We start from the raw sequence: 16,640 nt of genomic DNA, 5'->3' as shown, positions 1-16,640 counted from the left end.
AGGCCGCCACTGGCGGCCTCTGTCCTTCAGCCCTTTGGCAGTTTCGCCGCTTCAGCGCTGCGGCAGCTGCTGCGCCATGCGCAGATGCTCCTGCAGGATCGGCACATGGCGGGCCGCGAAGGCCTTCACGTCAGGATCGGTGCCGTTCTGCGCCTCTTCCTGATAAGCCTGCAGATCCTGCTGGTGGTTCTGCACCATGGCCTGGGCGAAGGCCCGGTCGAAAGCACGGCCGCGCAGCTTGGACAGGTTGTCATAGATCTGCTGCTGGTCGGCGCCGACCGTCTCCGGCGGCGTGATCTGCTTCTGCTGGGCCAGGGCCATCATCGCCTGGTTGGCCTCGCCATGCTCGCGCACCATCCGCTCCCCGAAGCGCTTCACGGCTGCGGAGCTGCCCCCGGTCTGCGCCAGCTGGCCAAGCTGAACCTCGGCCATCCCGCCGCGTGCCGCCATCGTCATGAAGGTGGCGTCGGTGGTGGACAGCGTGGGGTTCACCTGGGCCTTGGCCGCCGCGACGGTCGTGTCAGCCGCGCGCTGCGTCTCGGCGCAGCCGGTCAGGGAAAGCATGACAATCGCCGCGCCGCACAAGATACGCTTCATGGGAATTCCTCCATTCCTAACCGATCACCTTGAACGCCGCTGCGGGCCAGTCGTTTCGCTCACGCTTGCCTGCCGTCATTCTCAGGCGATGAGGCAGCCGGATGCAGCGCGGGGCGCTTCACGCCTCCGGCGTGAAGGGATGTGGGGAGACCCTCAGGATCGCCAGCCGCCGCTCCCGGCCATCCTGCTTCGGCCACAGGATGGAGTGCCCGGCGCGCAGGCCCAGCATCGCCGCCCCCACCAGCGTGAGCACGGAAATCCTGCCAAGCGCGATATCCGCCTCATGCGGATAGACGAGCTGCACCTGGCGCGTCGCGCCCGTGCCCTCGTCGCGGTATTCGACGTGGGAATACATCGTGACCACATCCGCCGGCAGCTCATCGGGATGCAGCAGGTCGGCGCGGTCGATTTCGGCCAGCAATAGTTCCGCGACCTCCGGGCTGCGCCGCGCGGCGGAAGACGCGAGGCTCGCCAGGCGCTCCGCATCGGTGGTGGACAGCATCACCGGCGGGTCGTCATCCGCGGCCTTGAGCCGCGCCTCCCCGGTTGCCTTGGTGGACATCATGAGAATGCTCCTTGTGGTCTGCGCAGCCGTTTCCGACTGTGGCTGCTTCAGTGATTTGGGCGCCCCTGGCGGGCCCGCCGGGGTGCCGTGATGTCGCGGCTCAGCCGGCCGCTTCGCCCGCCCAGAGCGGCAGCGGCCCGGCGCCCAGCGGCGGCGCCGCCAGCCGGTGCGCCACGGCGAGAAGGCGCAGCGTTTCCTCCGCGCCCGCGCCCGCCGCCGTGACGACCGCGCCGGCCGCGTGGCCCAGCAGCGCCAGGCCGCGCGGCGCGGTCACCGGCAGCGTCCAGCCCGCCGGGGAATGGTCGCGCGGCAGGACCAGCACGCGGGCCTGCGCCGCATCGCCATTGGCGGAGAAAACAACACGCGAGCCAAGGCCGGCGATCTCCGCCAGCGCGGCATCCGGCGGCAGGATGCAGGCATCCTCAAGTTTCAAGCTCAAAGCTTGAGAGATGGCGTCGCCGGCCTGCCGGCAGGCATGCAGCAGCCGCTCAAGCGCCACGGCGTCGCGGGCCCGCAGGGCCGGGCGCGCCGCCTTGCCGCCCGGCGGCCAGCGCCGGCTGCCGGCACGCGCGGCGGTGGTGCTGAGCAGGGCTGCGCAGGCATGACAGATGTCCAGCGGTGCGGCGAAGGCGCCACCACAGCTGGTGCAGATGGAAACCATGAGAGCCACGGGCCTCTCCCTCCGGAAGGCGAACAGGCCAACGGCTTCCGCGCTTGCGGAACTGCCGATCCTTGTTCGTTTTCAGCTGAGAAGACTGTCCCCGGGCTACGCCGATTGAACGGGCGTGATCGAGCCCGGGGCTAAATGCCCGCGAGCAGAGTTCCCGCGTGACGCGGATACCGGATATCGACCGCGGAATACCTCATGGTCTCACAAGGATAGGGATGCCTATCTCCGTAATCAATAGCTTAAAGCGGGTGGGCGGCCGTCGCCGCCCCGGCCGAACGGCGCAGCGTCGCCGAAGGCAGTTCACCGAAGACGGCCCGGTAGTCCTGGGCGAAGCGGCCCAGTTCCCAGAAACCGTAGCGGGTGGCGACCTCGGTCACGCTCGCCGCCAACCCGTGCTTCAGGTCGGAGAACACACTGTGCAGGCGGCGCATCCTGAGGTAGCGGCCCGCGCTCAAGCCCAGCACCCGGTTGCTGCAGAGGTTCAGCGTGCGCAGCGGGACGTTCAGTTCCTCGCAGACCTGCAGCAATGATTTTGGCTGAGCGCGCTGGTCCGCGATGAAGACGAGGCCATCCACCACGTCCTTCCAGCGGGTCATGGCGCCGGGGCGCGGAACATTCTCCACCGCTTCCCCTGCTTCAACCACGAAGCCTTGCAACAACAGGCGAAGCACGTCGTCCGGCAGCATCGAATCAAGGGCTGGAACCGCATTCCCCGGCGCCAGAACCGCCGCGAGGCCCGTGAGCAACCGCGCCCATTGCTCTCCGGCCAAGCGGACAAAACGGGTGGCGCTGCGGCCCGGAACAAGCGGCGCACCGAACAGCAAGGTGCTGGCGAGGTTCAGCCGGTCGAGCGGGAAGCGGATATTCCACCACTTCGATCCGCCAGGGGATTGCCAATGCAGATCCGAGCCGGGCCAGGAAAGCGCGACGATGCCGGCCTCCAGGCGCTCTCCCTGCATCGTCGCGGCAACCGAATCCGTCTCGACCAGGGTAAAGGTCGCGTAGCGCGTTGTTCCGACATTGTAGGTGGAATCGAGGTTCATGCCGCCACAGGTGACGATGCAGGCCTCGGAGGCGAAGCGGCGCCGCCATCCCTGAAAGGCGCCGCGCGACCGCAGCACCAGGCGGAAGTCCGCCGGGGAATTGGAGGTTGTCCTGAACTGCTCCGGATCGGTGAGATCGAAATCCCGGATATCAGGGATTGTTAGGCTCGGCTCCATGATTCCACGTGCTCCATCCCGCGCCCCCGACCTTCTCAGCCCGGGCGCCAGCCGGTGAACCGGACCCGCTCGGGCACCCCCCCTCGCAAAGACAGACATGCGGGCGGCAAGGCGGGGCCCGGCAGGCCATCGCCGCAGCCGCGCGGCGCCAGTCCAACACGATGATCAAGCTTATCGCTGCGGGGAGCCCGCACCGCAGCAAACCCGTCAAAATTCGTACAAAAAATAATACTATAGCAAATAAAGAGTATTCTGCCGATTCTGCATATCTGCGCCGGCCCGCGCAGCAGTATGAGCTTATTGCATTTAGGGTAAGGCGTTATCGCCCCGTTAAGCCATTTTAATGTTCCTGATTCGAAATAATCTAGACGTCCGCAGCCACCCTGCCGCGTGGGCAACATTCTTTATTTTTGGAAACGATCTATATTATGACCGTATCGCCCAGTGCCGACGCCGCTGTCGGCAAGGAAATTCGCCTGCACCGTCGCCTGGCCGGACTGACCCAGAAGCAGGTTGCGGAGCGAATCGGCGTGACCGGCGCCCAGTTTCACCGGTACGAAACGGGCGCCACGCGGATCGCGACCAGCCGCCTGCTGCTGATCGCGACGGCGATCGGCGTGCGGCCGGACATTTTTCTCTCCGCCGCCGCAGCGCCAGGCCCGAGGCAACCGGACACGGAGCACCAGGGGCAGGAGATAGCGGAGCTTCTGCAGATCTTCATGACCATCGCTGACCCGCAGCATCGCGACACCCTGGTCGCGCTGGCGAAGATGATGTCATCGCCCCACCGGCAGTTGAGCCGCGCACCAGCCGCTTTGCCGCTCAACCAGGGCGACATGCAGATGCCTCGGCCCGCGATGCAGACAATGAGTGAGCAGTTGGAAACCGCCTGAGAGCCTCAGGCTCCCACAAGGCGTCGCGATGCCTGGTCCAGCCCGTGCCCGGAAAGATCAGGCGTCCCCCTCGGGCCAGATACCAGCCATCCGCCCGGTACTAGCCACCGCCACGGGGCGGCCTTTACAGCTCTGACAGCCTCTTCATCCCAAGACTCGAGCCCGGCCCTTCACGGCGCCGGCTTCTCCCCCTTTTTTCCCTGCAAGTCGGCCGATCCGGCCGGCGGGGACCGGGGCGCCTTACATCTTATGACGAACCCAGGTTCTGGAAAGCGGCGTCCAGCTTCGACTGCGCTTCATCCGGCTCAAGAAAACCGCCGTCCACGACACCATTCCGCCAGCCATGCCAATAGGCTCGCGAGACCTGTTTAAGGTCGCACGGCAGACCCTGGATACCGTCCATGTATCCGAACAGAACATCTCCCTCATCGAGAGAATAGAAATCCGCCAGGGTGTCGACAGGCTGGAAAATCTGCACGGCTGAGTTCTGTCTTCTTCGGTGCTTCTTGGAAGAGCGGCCTGCCGGGCAGGCTGCCCGGCATCACAAGTTACGGTGGCGTGGCGCGCCCTTGTCGCACAAAGCCGGCGTCATCGCACCATAGGGCTTGGCGGTTCCATCAGCATCCTCCGTTGCGGGCATAGTAAATATGGCGAACCACGCGCGGAACGCGGGTTGATTTCGCCCGGCCTGCGGCGTGGCGCCATTTCGCAGGAGATTCATGGTGCCGACCCTTCCTTCCACTACCCCTTACATGCACACTATTCCGACGGCCAAGCAGCCCGATATGGGCGTCAAGCCCGCGCTGACCGGCCAGTTGGCCGGCAGATCGGCGGGTTACTACGCGCGACTTGCCCTTACGGATGATGTAAAGCGAGATGCTTATAAGCTTCGCTACCGCTGCTACCTCAACGCAGGACACATACAACCGAATAGCTCTGAGCTGTTCAAGGACAAGTACGATGATCTGCCGAACGCTAGCACTATTGTCATCTATGACGACGAAACCCCGCTGGCGTCGGTCCGCACCTGCCTCCTGGCCCGGGGCACTGACCTGACCTCCCCGGCGCTGGAGACCTATCCGGAGGAAGTGGAGGCACTGCTGAACGCCGACCAGGACAACCCCTTCGCCGGCCGCGGCATCGAGGTCACGCGCCTGGTGCGCAGCCCGGAGGCGGAGAACAACCAGGGCCTCGTCTTCCTGCTTTATCGCATGGCCGGCTACATCGCGCTCTGCGCCCATAGCCAGGTGCATCTGGCCTGCGTGCGTACCAACCATGCGCCATTCTACCGCCGACTTGGCTACCAAGCGGCGTCGGAGCCGCGTATCTATCCAGGTCTGACGTGTAAGATGCAGCTCATGGCCAGCGACCGCCAACGCTACGATCAACTGCGCCACAAGGTGCCGGTGATGGACCCGCTTGGTGGCACGACGGGCAACCTGAATGGCTTTTTCCTGGGTGAGCCCGTCGCGCTCTCCCTGGCACGATAATGATCAGCGCCGAGGATTCCATGTTGCCTGTTCTTGTTATCGCAGCGGCGGCCGCGGCTCTTGGCTCCTTCAGCTGGGGCCTGCGGCGCCACTTCCGCGCGGAAGGCGGCATGCCCTCCGGCATGCGCGCGCTCACCTTCGCCAGCAGCGCGGCGGCACTGCTGTTCCTTGTGCTGGTCTTCCGCTACGGCACCGGGCTGCGCGGGGGAATGGTGTCCATCGCCGCCTCCCTGGGCGCGACGGCGCTGTTCTGGTGGGCCGTCCAGACCACGCGCCACAGCCCGCCCCACCTGGCCCATACCGGCGACACGCCGCAGATGCTGCATGACGCGGGGCCCTATGCCTATGTGCGGCACCCCTTCTACCTCTCCTACTGCATCTTCTGGCTCGGCACGGCGGTGGCCGCCGGCGGCCTCCAGTGGCTGGCCGCGGCCGTGATGATCGTGTGGTACTTCGCGACCGCGCGGGCGGAAGAGGCCCGTTTCTCGCAATCCCCCATGGCCGCCTCCTATGCGGGCTACCAGAGCCGCACCGGCATGATCCTGCCACGCCTGACGCAGGTCTGGCGGCGTTGAGAGGCCGCCTCTCCTTCTCTGCCCTGGCCTCCCGGGCCAGGGCGGCCCTGCGTACGCTTTTTCAGCGGGAGGAGCCGTCCTCGGAGCAGGGGGCTGCGCTGCTGCGCGACCAGGCGGGGCTGCTGTTCTTCCTGTCGCTGCTCTTCCCCATCGCCGGCACGCTGAACTGCCTCTTCATCGCCGCCCATTTCCAGCCGCTGGAACGCCCGGCGGTGCTGGTCAACGCCCTTCTGGTTGCCCTGTTCTACGGGGCCATCTTCCATGCCGCGCTGCGCTGGAAGCGGAATGCCGACGACCTCGGCTTCCTGCGGCGGGCGAAGTGGCTCTATGTCGGCCTCGGCCTCAGCTGGGGCAGCGTCATCAACATGTTCTGCTTCTATGGCGAGCCGGACCAGATGGCGCTGATCCTGGCCCTGGCCTGCAGCGTCGTGTCCACGCCCATCATCAGCGTGCCGCTCTCGGTGGCCTTCGGCTTCTTCCTGCCGAATGCCGTCCTCTCGGTCATCGCCGTCAGCTTCACGATGGCCCATCCGGACCCGGTGGCGACCGTCGCCTTCATCTCCTTCACGCTCTACGCCGCCGTCGGCATCCTCTGCGTCAACTGGACCTTCAACGGCCGGGCGGAGGCGCGGGCGGCGCTGCAGCGGGAGATCACGACGGTGAAGGTCTTCCTGCGCGAGTACCGCGAAGGCTCGCCCGACTGGCTGTGGGAGACCGATGCGCAGGGCTACCTCCGCTTCGCCCCCTCCAACCTCGCCGTCTCCATCGGCATGTCGGAGCAGAACCTCCTCTCCAAGCGGCTGCCGGACCTGCTGGTCTCGCGCTCCGGCACCGCCGACCCGGAGGATCGCCGCTTCCCTGACCTGGACAGCTGCTTCCGCCGCCAGCTTGCCTTCCGCGAGATGGTCACGACCCTGGCGGATGCGGAGCAGCCCCGCTGGTTCGCCCTCACCGGCCACCCCGTCTTCGACACCAAGGGCCGGCTGACCGGCTTCCGCGGCATCGGCCGCGACATCACGGAACGCTACGAGGCGGACCAGAAGCTCACCTTCATGGCCAACCATGACGGGCTGACCGGCCTGCTGAACCGCAAGGCCTTTGTCGCGCTGGTGGAGCAGGCCTGCTTCGAGGGCCGCCCCTTCGCCATCGCCAGCATCGACCTGGACGACTTCAAGGGCAAGAACGACAGCTACGGCCACCATATCGGCGATGCCCTGCTGCTGCGTGTCGCCGAGCGCATCCGGGCGGCGATCCGCCCCGGCGATGCCGCCGGCCGGCTGGGCGGCGACGAATTCGCGGTGCTGCTCTACGACATGGATATCGAGCAGGGGCATGCCCTGGCGACGCGGCTGGCCAAGGCCCTGTCCGAGCCCGCCCGGATCAACGACCTGACGCTGGTGCCGGGCGCCAGCCTGGGCGTCAGCGCTTCTGAGGGCTTTGACAACGACGCGCCCCGCATGCTGATGCTGACCGACCTCGCGCTCTACAAGGCCAAGGAGCAGGGCAAGGGCACCGCCTGCCGCTTCGAGCCCTCGATGGAACTGGAATACCGCCGGCGGCTGCTGCGGGAGGTGGAGCTGGCCCAGGCCATCAGCCAGGGCGAGATCACCGTGGCCTACCAGCCGATCGTCGACCTCCTGACCGGCCACGTCGTCTGCGCCGAAGCGCTGGCCCGCTGGCGGCACCCGATCCGCGGCATCATCCCGCCCAACCTCTTCATCGAGACGGCGGAACGGAGCGGGCTGATCGACCGGCTTGGCGAGTTCATCCTGCGCTCGGCCTGCCAGGACGCGGCGCGGTGGGACGCGCCCATCCAGGTCAATGTCAATCTCTCCGCCGTGCAGCTCAACAGCGGCCAGCTGCCGGCCATCGTTTCCCGCATCCTGGAGGAGACCAGGCTGCCGCCGGGGCGGCTCGCCCTCGAGATCACGGAAACGATGCTGCTGAACTTCTCCGATTCAGCGTTGCAGCAGCTCCAGTCCCTCCGCGCCCAGGGCATCAAGCTGGTGCTCGACGATTTCGGCACCGGCTATTCGTCGCTGAGCTACCTGCTGCGCATCGAGGTCGACGGCATCAAGATCGACCGCAGCTTCACGATGCGGCTGCCGGACCCGAAGGTCGCGGCCATCTATCGCACGGTCACGCGGCTGGCGGCGGACCTGAACACCTATGTCGTCGCCGAAGGCATCGAAGAGCCCTCGCAGCTCGAATGGCTGCGGCAGAACGGCGTGCATTTCGGGCAGGGATACCTGCTGGGCCGGCCGCAGGAAACCGCGCCGGCGCCGAAGGCGGCCTACCTGACCTGAGCCGCCTTCGGGTGGGCCTCAGAACCGGTAGGTCAGCCCGATGCTGAAGACGGTCGGGTTCGGCGTGACCGTGACCTGCACCGGATAAGGCGCCACAGGGTCCGGCACCATGGCCTTGGCGCGGAACTTCAGCCACACCTTCCGCAGATCCGCGTAGAAGGCAAGATTCTCGGTCAGCCCGAATTCGAAGCCGGCCTGGAGAACGGGACCGAAGGCATCCTTCACCTGCAGCCCCGGAAGGGAGCCGCCGCTGGTGTTGAGGATGGCGGTATGGTCGATGCCGGCACCCACATAAGGATCGAAGCGGCCGAACTGCAGCGGGTGGTATTGCAGACCCAGCATCGTGGAGCCGTAGGTCACCTTGCTGAGCCTGCCGAAGGGCTCGAAGGCGCCCCGCCCCTCCAGGCCCACGGTGGGCGGCAGGCCGGTCAGGACGGAGACGCTCCAGGACGGGGCGAAGCGCCAGCCGGCCTCGAAAATAGCGGAGGAATGCTGGCCGAAGGCGATCTTCGCATTGTCCACGGGCGTCCCGAAGACCGAGGCCCGGCCGCTGGTCTCATACTGCACCAAGCCATAGCCGAGGCGCAGAAAGAAGTGCTCCCTCTCGCCGGCCGGGGCCGGCGCGTCCTGCGCCATGGCCCGTGGGGCGGGGCCGCAGATCGCCATGGCCAGCGCCAGGGCACTGAGGCCGCCCCGAACGCCCAAAGCTTGCAGTCTCATGATCATGTCCCGACGAGCCAAACCGGAGGCGATATGGCGCCGTTCTAGCCGATCCGGTTGCGGAGACGAGTCATTTCCTTGCCTAAAATGTCAGATAAGCCGGCGAAATCCACGCTCAGCGTAAATTCTTAACGCCTGTTGCCCGGCCACATCAGCACCCATCCTGAAGAAGCCGGGGGCCCAGCCCTGGCATGCGGACGGCGCGAAGCCCCTGGCTGGCCTCCCCTTAAGCCAGCTGTTCCTCCGCCATAGCCGGTGCCAGGGGCAGCCAGAGGTGGACGGTGGTGCCACGGCCAAGCTCGCTCTCGATGGCGAGGGCACCGCCGGACTGCTCCGCAAAGCCATTGGCCATGGTGAGACCGAGGCCGGTGCCCTCGCCGCGCGGCTTGGTCGTGAAGAAGGGCTCGCGGGCGCGGTCCAGGATGTCGGGCTCCATCCCTGCCCCGGTATCCCGTACGGTCAGGCAAAGGCCCGGCGCATCCGGGCTTGCCGAGCCCGCCGGCAGGCGGGACAGGGCCGCCGAGAGGGTGATGGTCCCACCCCGCGGCTGCATGGCATCCCTGGCGTTGATCGCCAGGTTCACCAGCGTGGCCTCCAACTGGCGGCGGTCGGTCAGCACCATGGGCAATTCGGGAGAGGCCTTCACCACGACACGGGCATTGTGGCCGAGCGTGTGGTGCAGCAGTTCCGCGATCCCGTCCAGCACGGCACGCGGCTCCACCGCCTCAAGCTCGAGCCGGTCGCACCGCGCCAGCGAGAGCAGCCGGCGCGTGACGGAGGCCCCACGCTGCGCGGCCGCCGCGATCATCCTGGCATAGCGGCCCACGGCCTCCGGATCGGCGGAGGATTTCTGGATGAAGTGCGCCCCGGAGAGAACGGCCTGGAGGACGTGGTTGAAGTCATGGGCCACGCCACTGACGAGACGGCCAAGGGCATCCATGCGCTGCGAGGATTCCAGGCTGGCGAGCGCCGCCTGCAGGTTGTGCTCGGCGCGGCGCCGTTCGATCCAGAGCAGCGCGAGCAGCGCCAGGGTGAGGGAGAGCAGCACAACGCCAATGGTGCTGACATTCACGGCCTTGCGGATGATCTCGAAGGACGCGAGTTCCGCGCTGGCGTCGAGCCCCACGCCGGTCGCGAGGGGCGTGCCATCAACATCGCGCCGGTAGATGAAGCGCTCGACGCCATCGATGGCACTAACCGTCCTGGCGCGGGTGACGTGGTGTGGCCCCTTGCCAGGCATCTCGATCCGGCGCCCGACGGTGTCCTCGGGGTCGCGGCTCCGCGCGATGATGGTGCCATCCTGCCGGACGACGATCAGGGCATCGCGGCCTGCGAAAGGCAGCGTCTGGAGCCCTTTCGAGAAGGCCGTCGCATCGAGTGATACAACAGCCACGCCGCCGAAGCCGCCGCCGGTCTTGGAGAGTGGCCGCGTGAACTGCACCGTCTGGCGCTGCGACTGGCGGCCGACGAGCGGCGCGCTGACGAACATCTCGGTGAGTCCATGCTCGTGGACGATGAAATGCTCACGGTCGGAAAGGTTCACGCGAGGCGCGTCCGGGGTGCTGGTCCAGGTGGTCCAGCCATCCGCGCCGACAGTCGCGACCTGGAGGATGTTGAAGCGCTCGTCGCTGGCCAACGCAATGATCTGCGCCGCGATGGCGGCGGCGCCTGCCGTGTCGCCCGCGGTCAACAACGCCTGGCGCCGCTGCACCATGTCGTGGAAAAGGTCGATCGCTTCCAGCGTGCGCAGCAGGTATTGCTCCAGCGAGCGGGCCGCCGCCTCGGCGCGGTTGAGGGCTTCCTGCTCCTGATCGTGCCGCGTATGTGCGATGTAAGCTTGGCCACCCAGCAGAGTGCCGCCAGCGACCGTCATCCAAGTGACAGCGAGGAAGGCAATAGCCGTGCGGCGGCGAAGTCGGATCACTATGCGTCGTCCGGTCAAGAGCGGTACGGCAGCTATTGCCGCCACGGCGCAACATATTTGAGTGATCGAAAATCAGCAATCAAAGAGCACGACGTTCCGCTATCGCATCGCCTTCGCGCCGGAACTCCTGCCGCAAAGAACTGGTAGATGCAGTCAGCTGATTTTCCGCATCAGCGATGCTGACTATTGGCCCATCAGAATGTGGATTCAAAATTTTTGTTGAGGAAAGGGTTTTTCCAAATCGTCTCGCATCACGATCTTCCGCGGCACTCAGGCCGCGCGAGTGCAGTGCAGCAAAGAAGCGGCTTTCCATCAGCAGCATCTTGCGCTGCCGTCCCTTTCCCTTCCGCGAGATAGCTGGATCCCGATCGCTTCAGATTGGCGCGCGGTTGCATGCCCATCTTCCCCAATCTGGTACCGGATCAAGTAGCACCGCCACCCCGCATGCATCTCCTGCCCTCCTGTGCTGTTGCTAAAGGGCTTGCAGGAGGCAGCGCATGGCCGGAACCGGGAGTGATATCAGGGTCAACCGTGCACCGGTGCTGACGCTCTGGGCGGCTGTGGTCGCCATGCGGCTGGGCCACGACTGGGATGCCGCGATCACGCTCGGCCGTGCGGTCGCGGGCTCCAGTGCCCGGGTGAAGGCCAAGGCGATCGGCATTGCCGAAGACCGCCCGGAATCCGGCGGCCTGCGTGACGAGGCAGACAAGCTGCGGCAGAACCGCGCGCCGGCCAGGAACACCGTGCATCTGCTCGGCCGCGACCTGCCGGTCGTGGAGGAGAAAGGCAAGATCCGCGCCCTCGACCACGACAAACCGGCCGCGCCCCGGGCAGCCGCCAGCTATGTCGAACGCGCGCTGGGGAAGGATCTGCCCACGGTGCGTCAGGCGATGGAGGACCTGGCGCGCTCCATGCCGCCGGAGGAACTCAACCGCATCGGCTTCCGGCTCTACGAGACATTCCGCCCCGAGGTACCGCCAGGCGCGCGCGGCTGGGGCGCCAAGGGTGTGCTGGACTTGGAGCGGATCAGGACGGCAGCGGGCTGACATGCCTACCCGCAACATGTTCAGCCGAAGGGCGTTGAATCGCCGTACCCTTTAAGTTCTGGAGGAAAGACGCAGTGGCAGCTCCTGAGAACATCGACAACGCCCGCGACGGGCGCATCGTCGTGTCGGGCCAGCAGATGGATGTGGGCGATGCGTTGCGGACGCATGCCACCGAACAGGCATCCCGTCTCTCCGAGAAGTATTTCGATGGCGCCGAGGATATCACCATCACCTTCTCCCCTGGCGGAAAGGGCGCCGGCTTTGGCTGCAATGTCAGGGTGCATGCCGGGCGCGGGCTGTTCTTCGACGGGCATGGCGAGCATTCCAGCAATGCCTATACCGCCTTCGCGACCGCGCTGGAGCGCGTGGACAAGCAGCTGCGGCGGCGGAAGCGCGCCATGCGCGAGGACAAGCCAGTCAATGCCATGAAGGAAGCGCTGCTCTAAGGCGCCGAAACGGGGCGCCGGCCGCATGCCGGCGTCCTCCGGATTCCAGGAAGAAGGCGTGCAGTGCCTCCCGGGTCAGATTTCCTGGCGGACCTGCGCATGGGCCAGGAGCGCGAAAAGGCCTGTCCCGCCAAGGATGTTTCCGAGCAGCGAGGGAAGGATCATGCCGCCCAGCGCCTGGCCAATCCCGACCTGCCCGGTGAACAGCAGAAGGAACGCCTCAGCGCTGCCCGCCACCACATGGGTGAAGTCGCAGAGCGCGATGGCATAGGTGAGTGCCAGCACGATCCAGAACTCGCCACTGGAGGCGCCAGCCCTGATCCAGGCCACAGAGGCGATCAGGAAGCCAGCGGGAATGCCCTGGAGCAGCATCTCCATCGGCGTCTTCCCGAGCAGGGACCGCGACACGTCCAGCATGGACTCCAGCAGCGGCTGGCCCACCAGATGGAAGTGGACATTCATGCCCGCGGCGATACAGGTGCCGGCCATGTTGGCCAGGAAGACGATCAGCCAGAGCCGCGCCGTCAGGGCCAGCTTCCGCCAGCCGGGCTCCGCCATGTTGGGCAGCACCGTGACGATCGTCTGCTCGGTGAAGAGCTGCATGCGCCCGAGGATCACCATCAGGAAGCCGATGCTGTAGCCCAGGTCGGCGATGGCCTCGCGCCCCGGCATGCCGGGCGGCAGCTTGTGCTGCAAAGCAGCCTCGGCGATGACAGAGGTCATGATGGTCACGCCACCCGCCAGGCCGGACCAGAACAGCGAGCCGGGAGGGCGCTTCAGCTCCTCCTCTCCCTGCCGGCGGACGACCTCATGCAGCACCGTGGCTTTCGGCGCGGCGAGATCCTCTGCATCCTGTTGCTCAGGCCGGCTCAGGCCCTGCTGGTGTGCCTCGGGCATCGAATTCCTCCAAACGCGGCCGCAGGCGAGCGGAAGCTCATTCTGCTTAGTGCCCGTTCAAGGAAGAGGTTGCCGGAAGCCGCGCATGGCCTGGGCCGCTCCAGGCGCGGTGGCAGCCCGGCTCAGGGCCAGGCTGCCAGCGCGAGTCAGATCGGCATGCCCGGCGGCGGCGGCAGTGTCCCGGGGTGGCGGAAGGCTTCCGGCGCGCGTTCGAAAGCATCGATGGCTGCCATGGCGGCGGCCCGGTGCGCGCGTGTCATGGCATCCGCCGGCGCGGCGGCGGCGGCCAGGGTGGCGCGCAGCCCGGCGGCCACTTCCCGCGCGATGGCGCGTACCAGCGGCGAGGCTTCCTCCGCCGCCGCCAGCGCCAGCAGGTGCCGCAGCACCACATGCTCCACCCGCAGCTTCACCGCCTGCGCCAGCCCCTGCCCGGCGGGGGCGTGCCAGGTGGCGTCCAGCGTCGCCTGCAGCACCTCGTGCAGGTCGGGCAGGCTGGCATCGCGCTGGTGGTGCTCCACGATGCGCGCGGCGCGGTGCGGGTGGAACAGGAAGCTCAGCGTATGGGTGGCCGCGCCCTCGGCCGCGCCCAGCGGGTCGAAGGTCAGGCCGGTATGGCCGCGGAAGGTGTCACGCGTCCGCTCATATTCCGGCGGGCGCGGCGGCAGCAGCAGCAACAGCTCCTCGCGCAGCGTCAGCACCTCGGGGGAGAGCGTCGCCAGCACGGCGCGCAGGGCGCGCCGCTGGTCCTCGCCCGGCACCAGGCGCGTGACAAGCTGGCTGTCGCCGCGCAGCGCATAGCGGAATTCCAGCCCGCCCAGCAGCTTCACCGCCGCCTCGGTCTGGTAGCGGTGCAGCATGAAGAGCGGCACCAGCACATCGGCCAGCAGCGCCAGCGGCCGGCCGGGCTTGATGGCGCGCTCCCCGAAGCGCGCCAGGGCGGCCTCGCGGATCTTCAGCAGGCGCAGCAACTCATCCGGCGCATCGGCGCCGGTATCCCAGTGATGACCCTTGGGATGCACGCCGCTTTCCGGAATGCCATCCTGCTGCGCCAGCGTATAGAGGCCCTCCTCGCGCTCCGCCTTTTCCAGGATGGCGTCCAGCGCCGCCTGTTCCTCCGCCTCCGTCAGGCCGGGCGGGAACTGGCTGTAGCCCCAGGTGATGGAAATCTCGTCCCAGCGGCCGATGCTCTCGCCATAGGCGCGGGAGAGGTCCACCCGCCCTTCCGCATCCAGCGTCAGCAGCGGCGCCGGATAGTCGCAGACCGACATGTCCTGGCCATGCGTGCTGGCGATGTGGTTGTGGTCGAGGCCCAGCGTATGCGCCACCTCATGCGCCGAAAGCTGGCGCAGGCGGGCCAGCATCAGCTTCTCCACCTCCGGGCAGGGCGTGCCGTCCTCGTAGGGGGAGAGCAGCGCTTCCGCGATCATGCGCAAGTGGCGGTCGCGCAGCGCGGTCAGCGTCACCTCGCCCTTGATGATCTCGCCCGTGCGCGGGTCCCAGATCATGGTGCCGGTGGAGAAGCCGCGCGTGGCGCGGGGCACCCAGGTGATCATGTTGTAGCGGATGTCGAGCGGGTCGGCGTCCTCGGGCAGCAGCTCAACCCGGTAGGCATTGCGGAAGCCGGCGGCCTCGAAGGCCTTTTCCCACCAGCGCGCGCCTTCCAGCAGCGCGGTGCGCATCGGCTCCGGCGCGCCACGGTCCACGTAATAGACGATGGGCTTCACCGCCTCGCTGACCGCCGCGTTCGGGTCCTTCTTCTCCAGCCGGTGGCGGATGGCGTAATGCACATCGCCCGGCTCCTCCAGCGAGACGCCGAAGTCATGAAAAACGGTGCTATTGAAGAAGGAGGAGCGCGGGTCGAAGCGGCGCGGGCGGAAGCCCGGCTCCGGTAGCTGGATGAAGCAATGCCGCAGCCGCAGCGTGATGCTGCGCGGGTCCGCGGCCAGGGCCATCAGCCCTTCGCGCAACCCGTCGCCGTTCCAGAAAGGCCGCAGCTTGGCAGCGGGATTGACGAAGGTGAGGATGCTTTCCGCCTGGCTGTTCAGCGGAAAGGCGCGCAGCCCCTCGCCCGCGATGGCGCAGCGCGCGGGGTCCAGCGTGTAGCTGCCCTGGCCGAGGCCGCTGAGCTGCGCCGCGAGCCCGCGCGCATCGCGCAGAAAGAAGGCGGTGCCATCCACCAGCAGCGCGCCATCCTGCTCCGACAGGATCTCGAAGGACCAGAGCACCGATTCCGGAAAGGCCTGCCGCACCGCGAGCTGCTGCGCCGGCTCGGCCGAGGAGGTCCGCCAGGCCATGTTGCGCGCCACCAGCAGCAGGCGGGTGCCGCGCCGCTCGAAGCGCGCGACCGTGGGGCGGCTGAGGTTGCCGCGTTCCAGCCGGTGGTCCCCCAATCCGTGGGAGATGCGGTCGATATAGAGGAAATCCTCGTCCAGCCGCCGCACCTCGATCTGGAGGCGGCCCGTGGCCTCATCCCACAACAGCGGCAGGAAGCCGTCCAGCCGCCGGACCCTGTCGCCGGGGCTGCCTTCCCGGAAGGTGGAGGCGGGGGAGGCGGCCCGGTCGGGCAGGTCCTGGGGGATGGGGCGGTGAGTCATGGCGCGTTACAGTTTCCCCTTCAGGCCCGGCCGTCAACAGGCCGCCTTGCCCAGGGTCAGCCCGTTCCGCCCTCCCCCGGCTCTGGCAGGGCGGGCGGCAGCACCGCCAGCGCCCCCACCTCCCCGGCCGGGGCGATCGGCGCGGCGGCGCCATCCGGCAGCGGAATGCGGTGCAGGTTCAGCGCCATGCAGACCATGGTGTAGAAGCCGATGACGGCGGCCAGTTCCACCACGCCGCGCTGGCCCCAGCGAGCCAGCACCGCGTGGTAGGTCGCATCATCGGCATCGCCCCGCATCTGCACCTGGCGGGTGAAGTCGTAGATCTCCCGCTCCTCGCCCGGCGGCAGCAGCGGCGGGTCCCCGAGGCGGATGGCCTCCACCAGCGCCGGGTCCAGCCCCGCCTCGATCGCGGCGGCGCCATGGATGTGGAATTCCACCGGACTGTTCCAGCGCCGGCCGGCCAGGATGATGGCCAACTCGAGCAGCCGCTTCGGCAGGACGGTACGGCTGCGCAGCATGTCGCCCAGCCGCCACCAGGCCTCCGCCAGCTCAGGGCTGTGGATATTGGCGCGCTGCGGCCCCGCCATGCGGCGGGTCGGACTGGCGATGATGCGGTCGTAGAGCGCGCGCTGCTCCGGCGACATCTCCTCCGGGCTGGGCAGGGCGATGCGTGGGGGAGAGGTCATGGCGGCGCAGC

The 16,640-nt window shown here is 67.4% G+C and carries 17 protein-coding genes; 6 read left to right on the top strand and 11 right to left on the bottom strand.

Annotated elements, in window-relative coordinates:
- Nucleotides 1-51: 51 nt before the first annotated feature.
- From EBE87_RS19490 to EBE87_RS30440, 4 genes are all read right to left on the bottom strand, one after another.
- Entirely contained in the window at nucleotides 52-597 is a 546-nt protein-coding gene (locus tag EBE87_RS19490; RefSeq protein ID WP_120638392.1) for a DUF4142 domain-containing protein, read from the bottom strand.
- 118 nt (nucleotides 598-715) lie between these two features.
- On the bottom strand, nucleotides 716-1,162 hold the full coding sequence (gene rnk, locus EBE87_RS19485) for a nucleoside diphosphate kinase regulator (protein ID WP_233553206.1): 447 nt from the start codon (nucleotides 1,160-1,162) through the stop codon (nucleotides 716-718).
- A 100-nt stretch (nucleotides 1,163-1,262) separates the two neighbouring features.
- The gene (locus EBE87_RS19480) at nucleotides 1,263-1,832 is read right to left on the bottom strand and encodes a hypothetical protein (RefSeq protein ID WP_147465040.1); all 570 of its coding nucleotides are present in this window, start codon (nucleotides 1,830-1,832) and stop codon (nucleotides 1,263-1,265) included.
- 239 nt (nucleotides 1,833-2,071) lie between these two features.
- The gene (locus tag EBE87_RS30440; protein WP_158600815.1) at nucleotides 2,072-2,875 is read right to left on the bottom strand and encodes a helix-turn-helix domain-containing protein; all 804 of its coding nucleotides are present in this window, start codon (nucleotides 2,873-2,875) and stop codon (nucleotides 2,072-2,074) included.
- A gap of 605 nt (nucleotides 2,876-3,480) precedes the next feature.
- Here EBE87_RS30440 and EBE87_RS19470 point away from each other — a divergent pair.
- Entirely contained in the window at nucleotides 3,481-3,945 is a 465-nt protein-coding gene (locus EBE87_RS19470; protein ID WP_120637076.1) for a helix-turn-helix domain-containing protein, read from the top strand.
- 247 nt (nucleotides 3,946-4,192) lie between these two features.
- On the opposite strand, the gene EBE87_RS19465 is transcribed toward EBE87_RS19470, so the two are convergent.
- Complete coding sequence (locus EBE87_RS19465; RefSeq protein ID WP_120637077.1) at nucleotides 4,193-4,423, bottom strand: hypothetical protein; 231 nt, start codon at nucleotides 4,421-4,423, stop codon at nucleotides 4,193-4,195.
- A gap of 241 nt (nucleotides 4,424-4,664) precedes the next feature.
- Between EBE87_RS19465 and EBE87_RS19460 the strand changes: the two genes are divergently transcribed.
- Genes EBE87_RS19460 through EBE87_RS19450 form a run of 3 tightly spaced genes read left to right on the top strand, consistent with a single transcriptional unit; the run spans nucleotide 4,665 to nucleotide 8,316 of the window.
- On the top strand, nucleotides 4,665-5,435 hold the full coding sequence (locus EBE87_RS19460) for an N-acyl amino acid synthase FeeM domain-containing protein (protein ID WP_147425952.1): 771 nt from the start codon (nucleotides 4,665-4,667) through the stop codon (nucleotides 5,433-5,435).
- A 20-nt stretch (nucleotides 5,436-5,455) separates the two neighbouring features.
- Nucleotides 5,456-6,010, top strand: coding sequence for a methyltransferase family protein (locus tag EBE87_RS19455; RefSeq protein ID WP_158600816.1), 555 nt, complete (start codon nucleotides 5,456-5,458; stop codon nucleotides 6,008-6,010).
- Entirely contained in the window at nucleotides 6,007-8,316 is a 2,310-nt protein-coding gene (locus EBE87_RS19450; protein ID WP_120637080.1) for a putative bifunctional diguanylate cyclase/phosphodiesterase, read from the top strand. The genes EBE87_RS19455 and EBE87_RS19450 overlap by 4 nt, the downstream gene beginning before the upstream one ends.
- 18 nt (nucleotides 8,317-8,334) lie before the next feature.
- Here the strand turns inward: EBE87_RS19450 and EBE87_RS19445 are convergent, their stop codons facing one another.
- The 3 genes from EBE87_RS19445 to EBE87_RS28690 all read right to left on the bottom strand — a co-directional run bounded on the left by EBE87_RS19445 (nucleotide 8,335) and on the right by EBE87_RS28690 (nucleotide 11,282).
- Nucleotides 8,335-9,036: an OmpW/AlkL family protein gene (locus EBE87_RS19445; protein WP_158600817.1), complete on the bottom strand. Its 702-nt coding sequence runs from the start codon at nucleotides 9,034-9,036 to the stop codon at nucleotides 8,335-8,337.
- A 226-nt stretch (nucleotides 9,037-9,262) separates the two neighbouring features.
- The gene (locus EBE87_RS19440) at nucleotides 9,263-10,960 is read right to left on the bottom strand and encodes an ATP-binding protein (RefSeq protein ID WP_147425953.1); all 1,698 of its coding nucleotides are present in this window, start codon (nucleotides 10,958-10,960) and stop codon (nucleotides 9,263-9,265) included.
- Nucleotides 10,961-11,039: 79 nt separating this feature from the next.
- On the bottom strand, nucleotides 11,040-11,282 hold the full coding sequence (locus EBE87_RS28690; protein ID WP_147425954.1) for a hypothetical protein: 243 nt from the start codon (nucleotides 11,280-11,282) through the stop codon (nucleotides 11,040-11,042).
- A gap of 175 nt (nucleotides 11,283-11,457) precedes the next feature.
- Between EBE87_RS28690 and EBE87_RS19435 the strand changes: the two genes are divergently transcribed.
- The gene (locus EBE87_RS19435) at nucleotides 11,458-12,006 is read left to right on the top strand and encodes a hypothetical protein (protein ID WP_120637083.1); all 549 of its coding nucleotides are present in this window, start codon (nucleotides 11,458-11,460) and stop codon (nucleotides 12,004-12,006) included.
- Nucleotides 12,007-12,080: 74 nt separating this feature from the next.
- Nucleotides 12,081-12,452: a ribosome hibernation-promoting factor, HPF/YfiA family gene (gene hpf, locus EBE87_RS19430; protein ID WP_120637084.1), complete on the top strand. Its 372-nt coding sequence runs from the start codon at nucleotides 12,081-12,083 to the stop codon at nucleotides 12,450-12,452.
- Nucleotides 12,453-12,527: 75 nt separating this feature from the next.
- On the opposite strand, the gene EBE87_RS19425 is transcribed toward hpf, so the two are convergent.
- The 3 genes from EBE87_RS19425 to EBE87_RS19415 all read right to left on the bottom strand — a co-directional run bounded on the left by EBE87_RS19425 (nucleotide 12,528) and on the right by EBE87_RS19415 (nucleotide 16,629).
- Nucleotides 12,528-13,349, bottom strand: a complete 822-nt coding sequence (locus tag EBE87_RS19425; RefSeq protein WP_120637085.1) for a formate/nitrite transporter family protein — start codon at nucleotides 13,347-13,349, stop codon at nucleotides 12,528-12,530.
- A 146-nt stretch (nucleotides 13,350-13,495) separates the two neighbouring features.
- On the bottom strand, nucleotides 13,496-15,943 hold the full coding sequence (locus EBE87_RS19420; RefSeq protein WP_120637086.1) for a zinc-dependent metalloprotease: 2,448 nt from the start codon (nucleotides 15,941-15,943) through the stop codon (nucleotides 13,496-13,498).
- A gap of 56 nt (nucleotides 15,944-15,999) precedes the next feature.
- Entirely contained in the window at nucleotides 16,000-16,629 is a 630-nt protein-coding gene (locus EBE87_RS19415; RefSeq protein WP_120637125.1) for a carboxymuconolactone decarboxylase family protein, read from the bottom strand.
- Between the last annotated feature and the right edge of the window lie 11 nt (nucleotides 16,630-16,640).

This window comes from Teichococcus wenyumeiae, from assembly GCF_003696345.1.
Taxonomy (GTDB): Bacteria; Pseudomonadota; Alphaproteobacteria; order Acetobacterales; family Acetobacteraceae; genus Pseudoroseomonas; species Pseudoroseomonas wenyumeiae.
The sequence above is the reverse complement of the archived record's forward strand: the minus strand, read 5'-3'. Positions and strand labels throughout refer to the sequence as shown.

Bases quoted from the DNA above. Each gene is read 5' to 3' on its own strand.
- EBE87_RS19470 (WP_120637076.1), top strand. From the start codon at position 3,481: ATGACCGTATCGCCCAGTGCCGACGCCGCTGTCGGCAAGGAAATTCGC.
- EBE87_RS19490 (WP_120638392.1), bottom strand. From the start codon at position 597: ATGAAGCGTATCTTGTGCGGCGCGGCGATTGTCATGCTTTCCCTGACC.
- EBE87_RS19415 (WP_120637125.1), bottom strand. From the start codon at position 16,629: ATGACCTCTCCCCCACGCATCGCCCTGCCCAGCCCGGAGGAGATGTCG.
- EBE87_RS19460 (WP_147425952.1), top strand. From the start codon at position 4,665: ATGGTGCCGACCCTTCCTTCCACTACCCCTTACATGCACACTATTCCG.
- EBE87_RS30440 (WP_158600815.1), bottom strand. From the start codon at position 2,875: ATGAACCTCGATTCCACCTACAATGTCGGAACAACGCGCTACGCGACC.
- EBE87_RS28690 (WP_147425954.1), bottom strand. From the start codon at position 11,282: ATGCTGCTGATGGAAAGCCGCTTCTTTGCTGCACTGCACTCGCGCGGC.
- EBE87_RS19445 (WP_158600817.1), bottom strand. From the start codon at position 9,036: ATGAGACTGCAAGCTTTGGGCGTTCGGGGCGGCCTCAGTGCCCTGGCG.
- EBE87_RS19425 (WP_120637085.1), bottom strand. From the start codon at position 13,349: ATGCCCGAGGCACACCAGCAGGGCCTGAGCCGGCCTGAGCAACAGGAT.
- EBE87_RS19420 (WP_120637086.1), bottom strand. From the start codon at position 15,943: ATGACTCACCGCCCCATCCCCCAGGACCTGCCCGACCGGGCCGCCTCC.
- EBE87_RS19455 (WP_158600816.1), top strand. From the start codon at position 5,456: ATGTTGCCTGTTCTTGTTATCGCAGCGGCGGCCGCGGCTCTTGGCTCC.
- rnk (WP_233553206.1), bottom strand. From the start codon at position 1,162: ATGATGTCCACCAAGGCAACCGGGGAGGCGCGGCTCAAGGCCGCGGAT.
- EBE87_RS19435 (WP_120637083.1), top strand. From the start codon at position 11,458: ATGGCCGGAACCGGGAGTGATATCAGGGTCAACCGTGCACCGGTGCTG.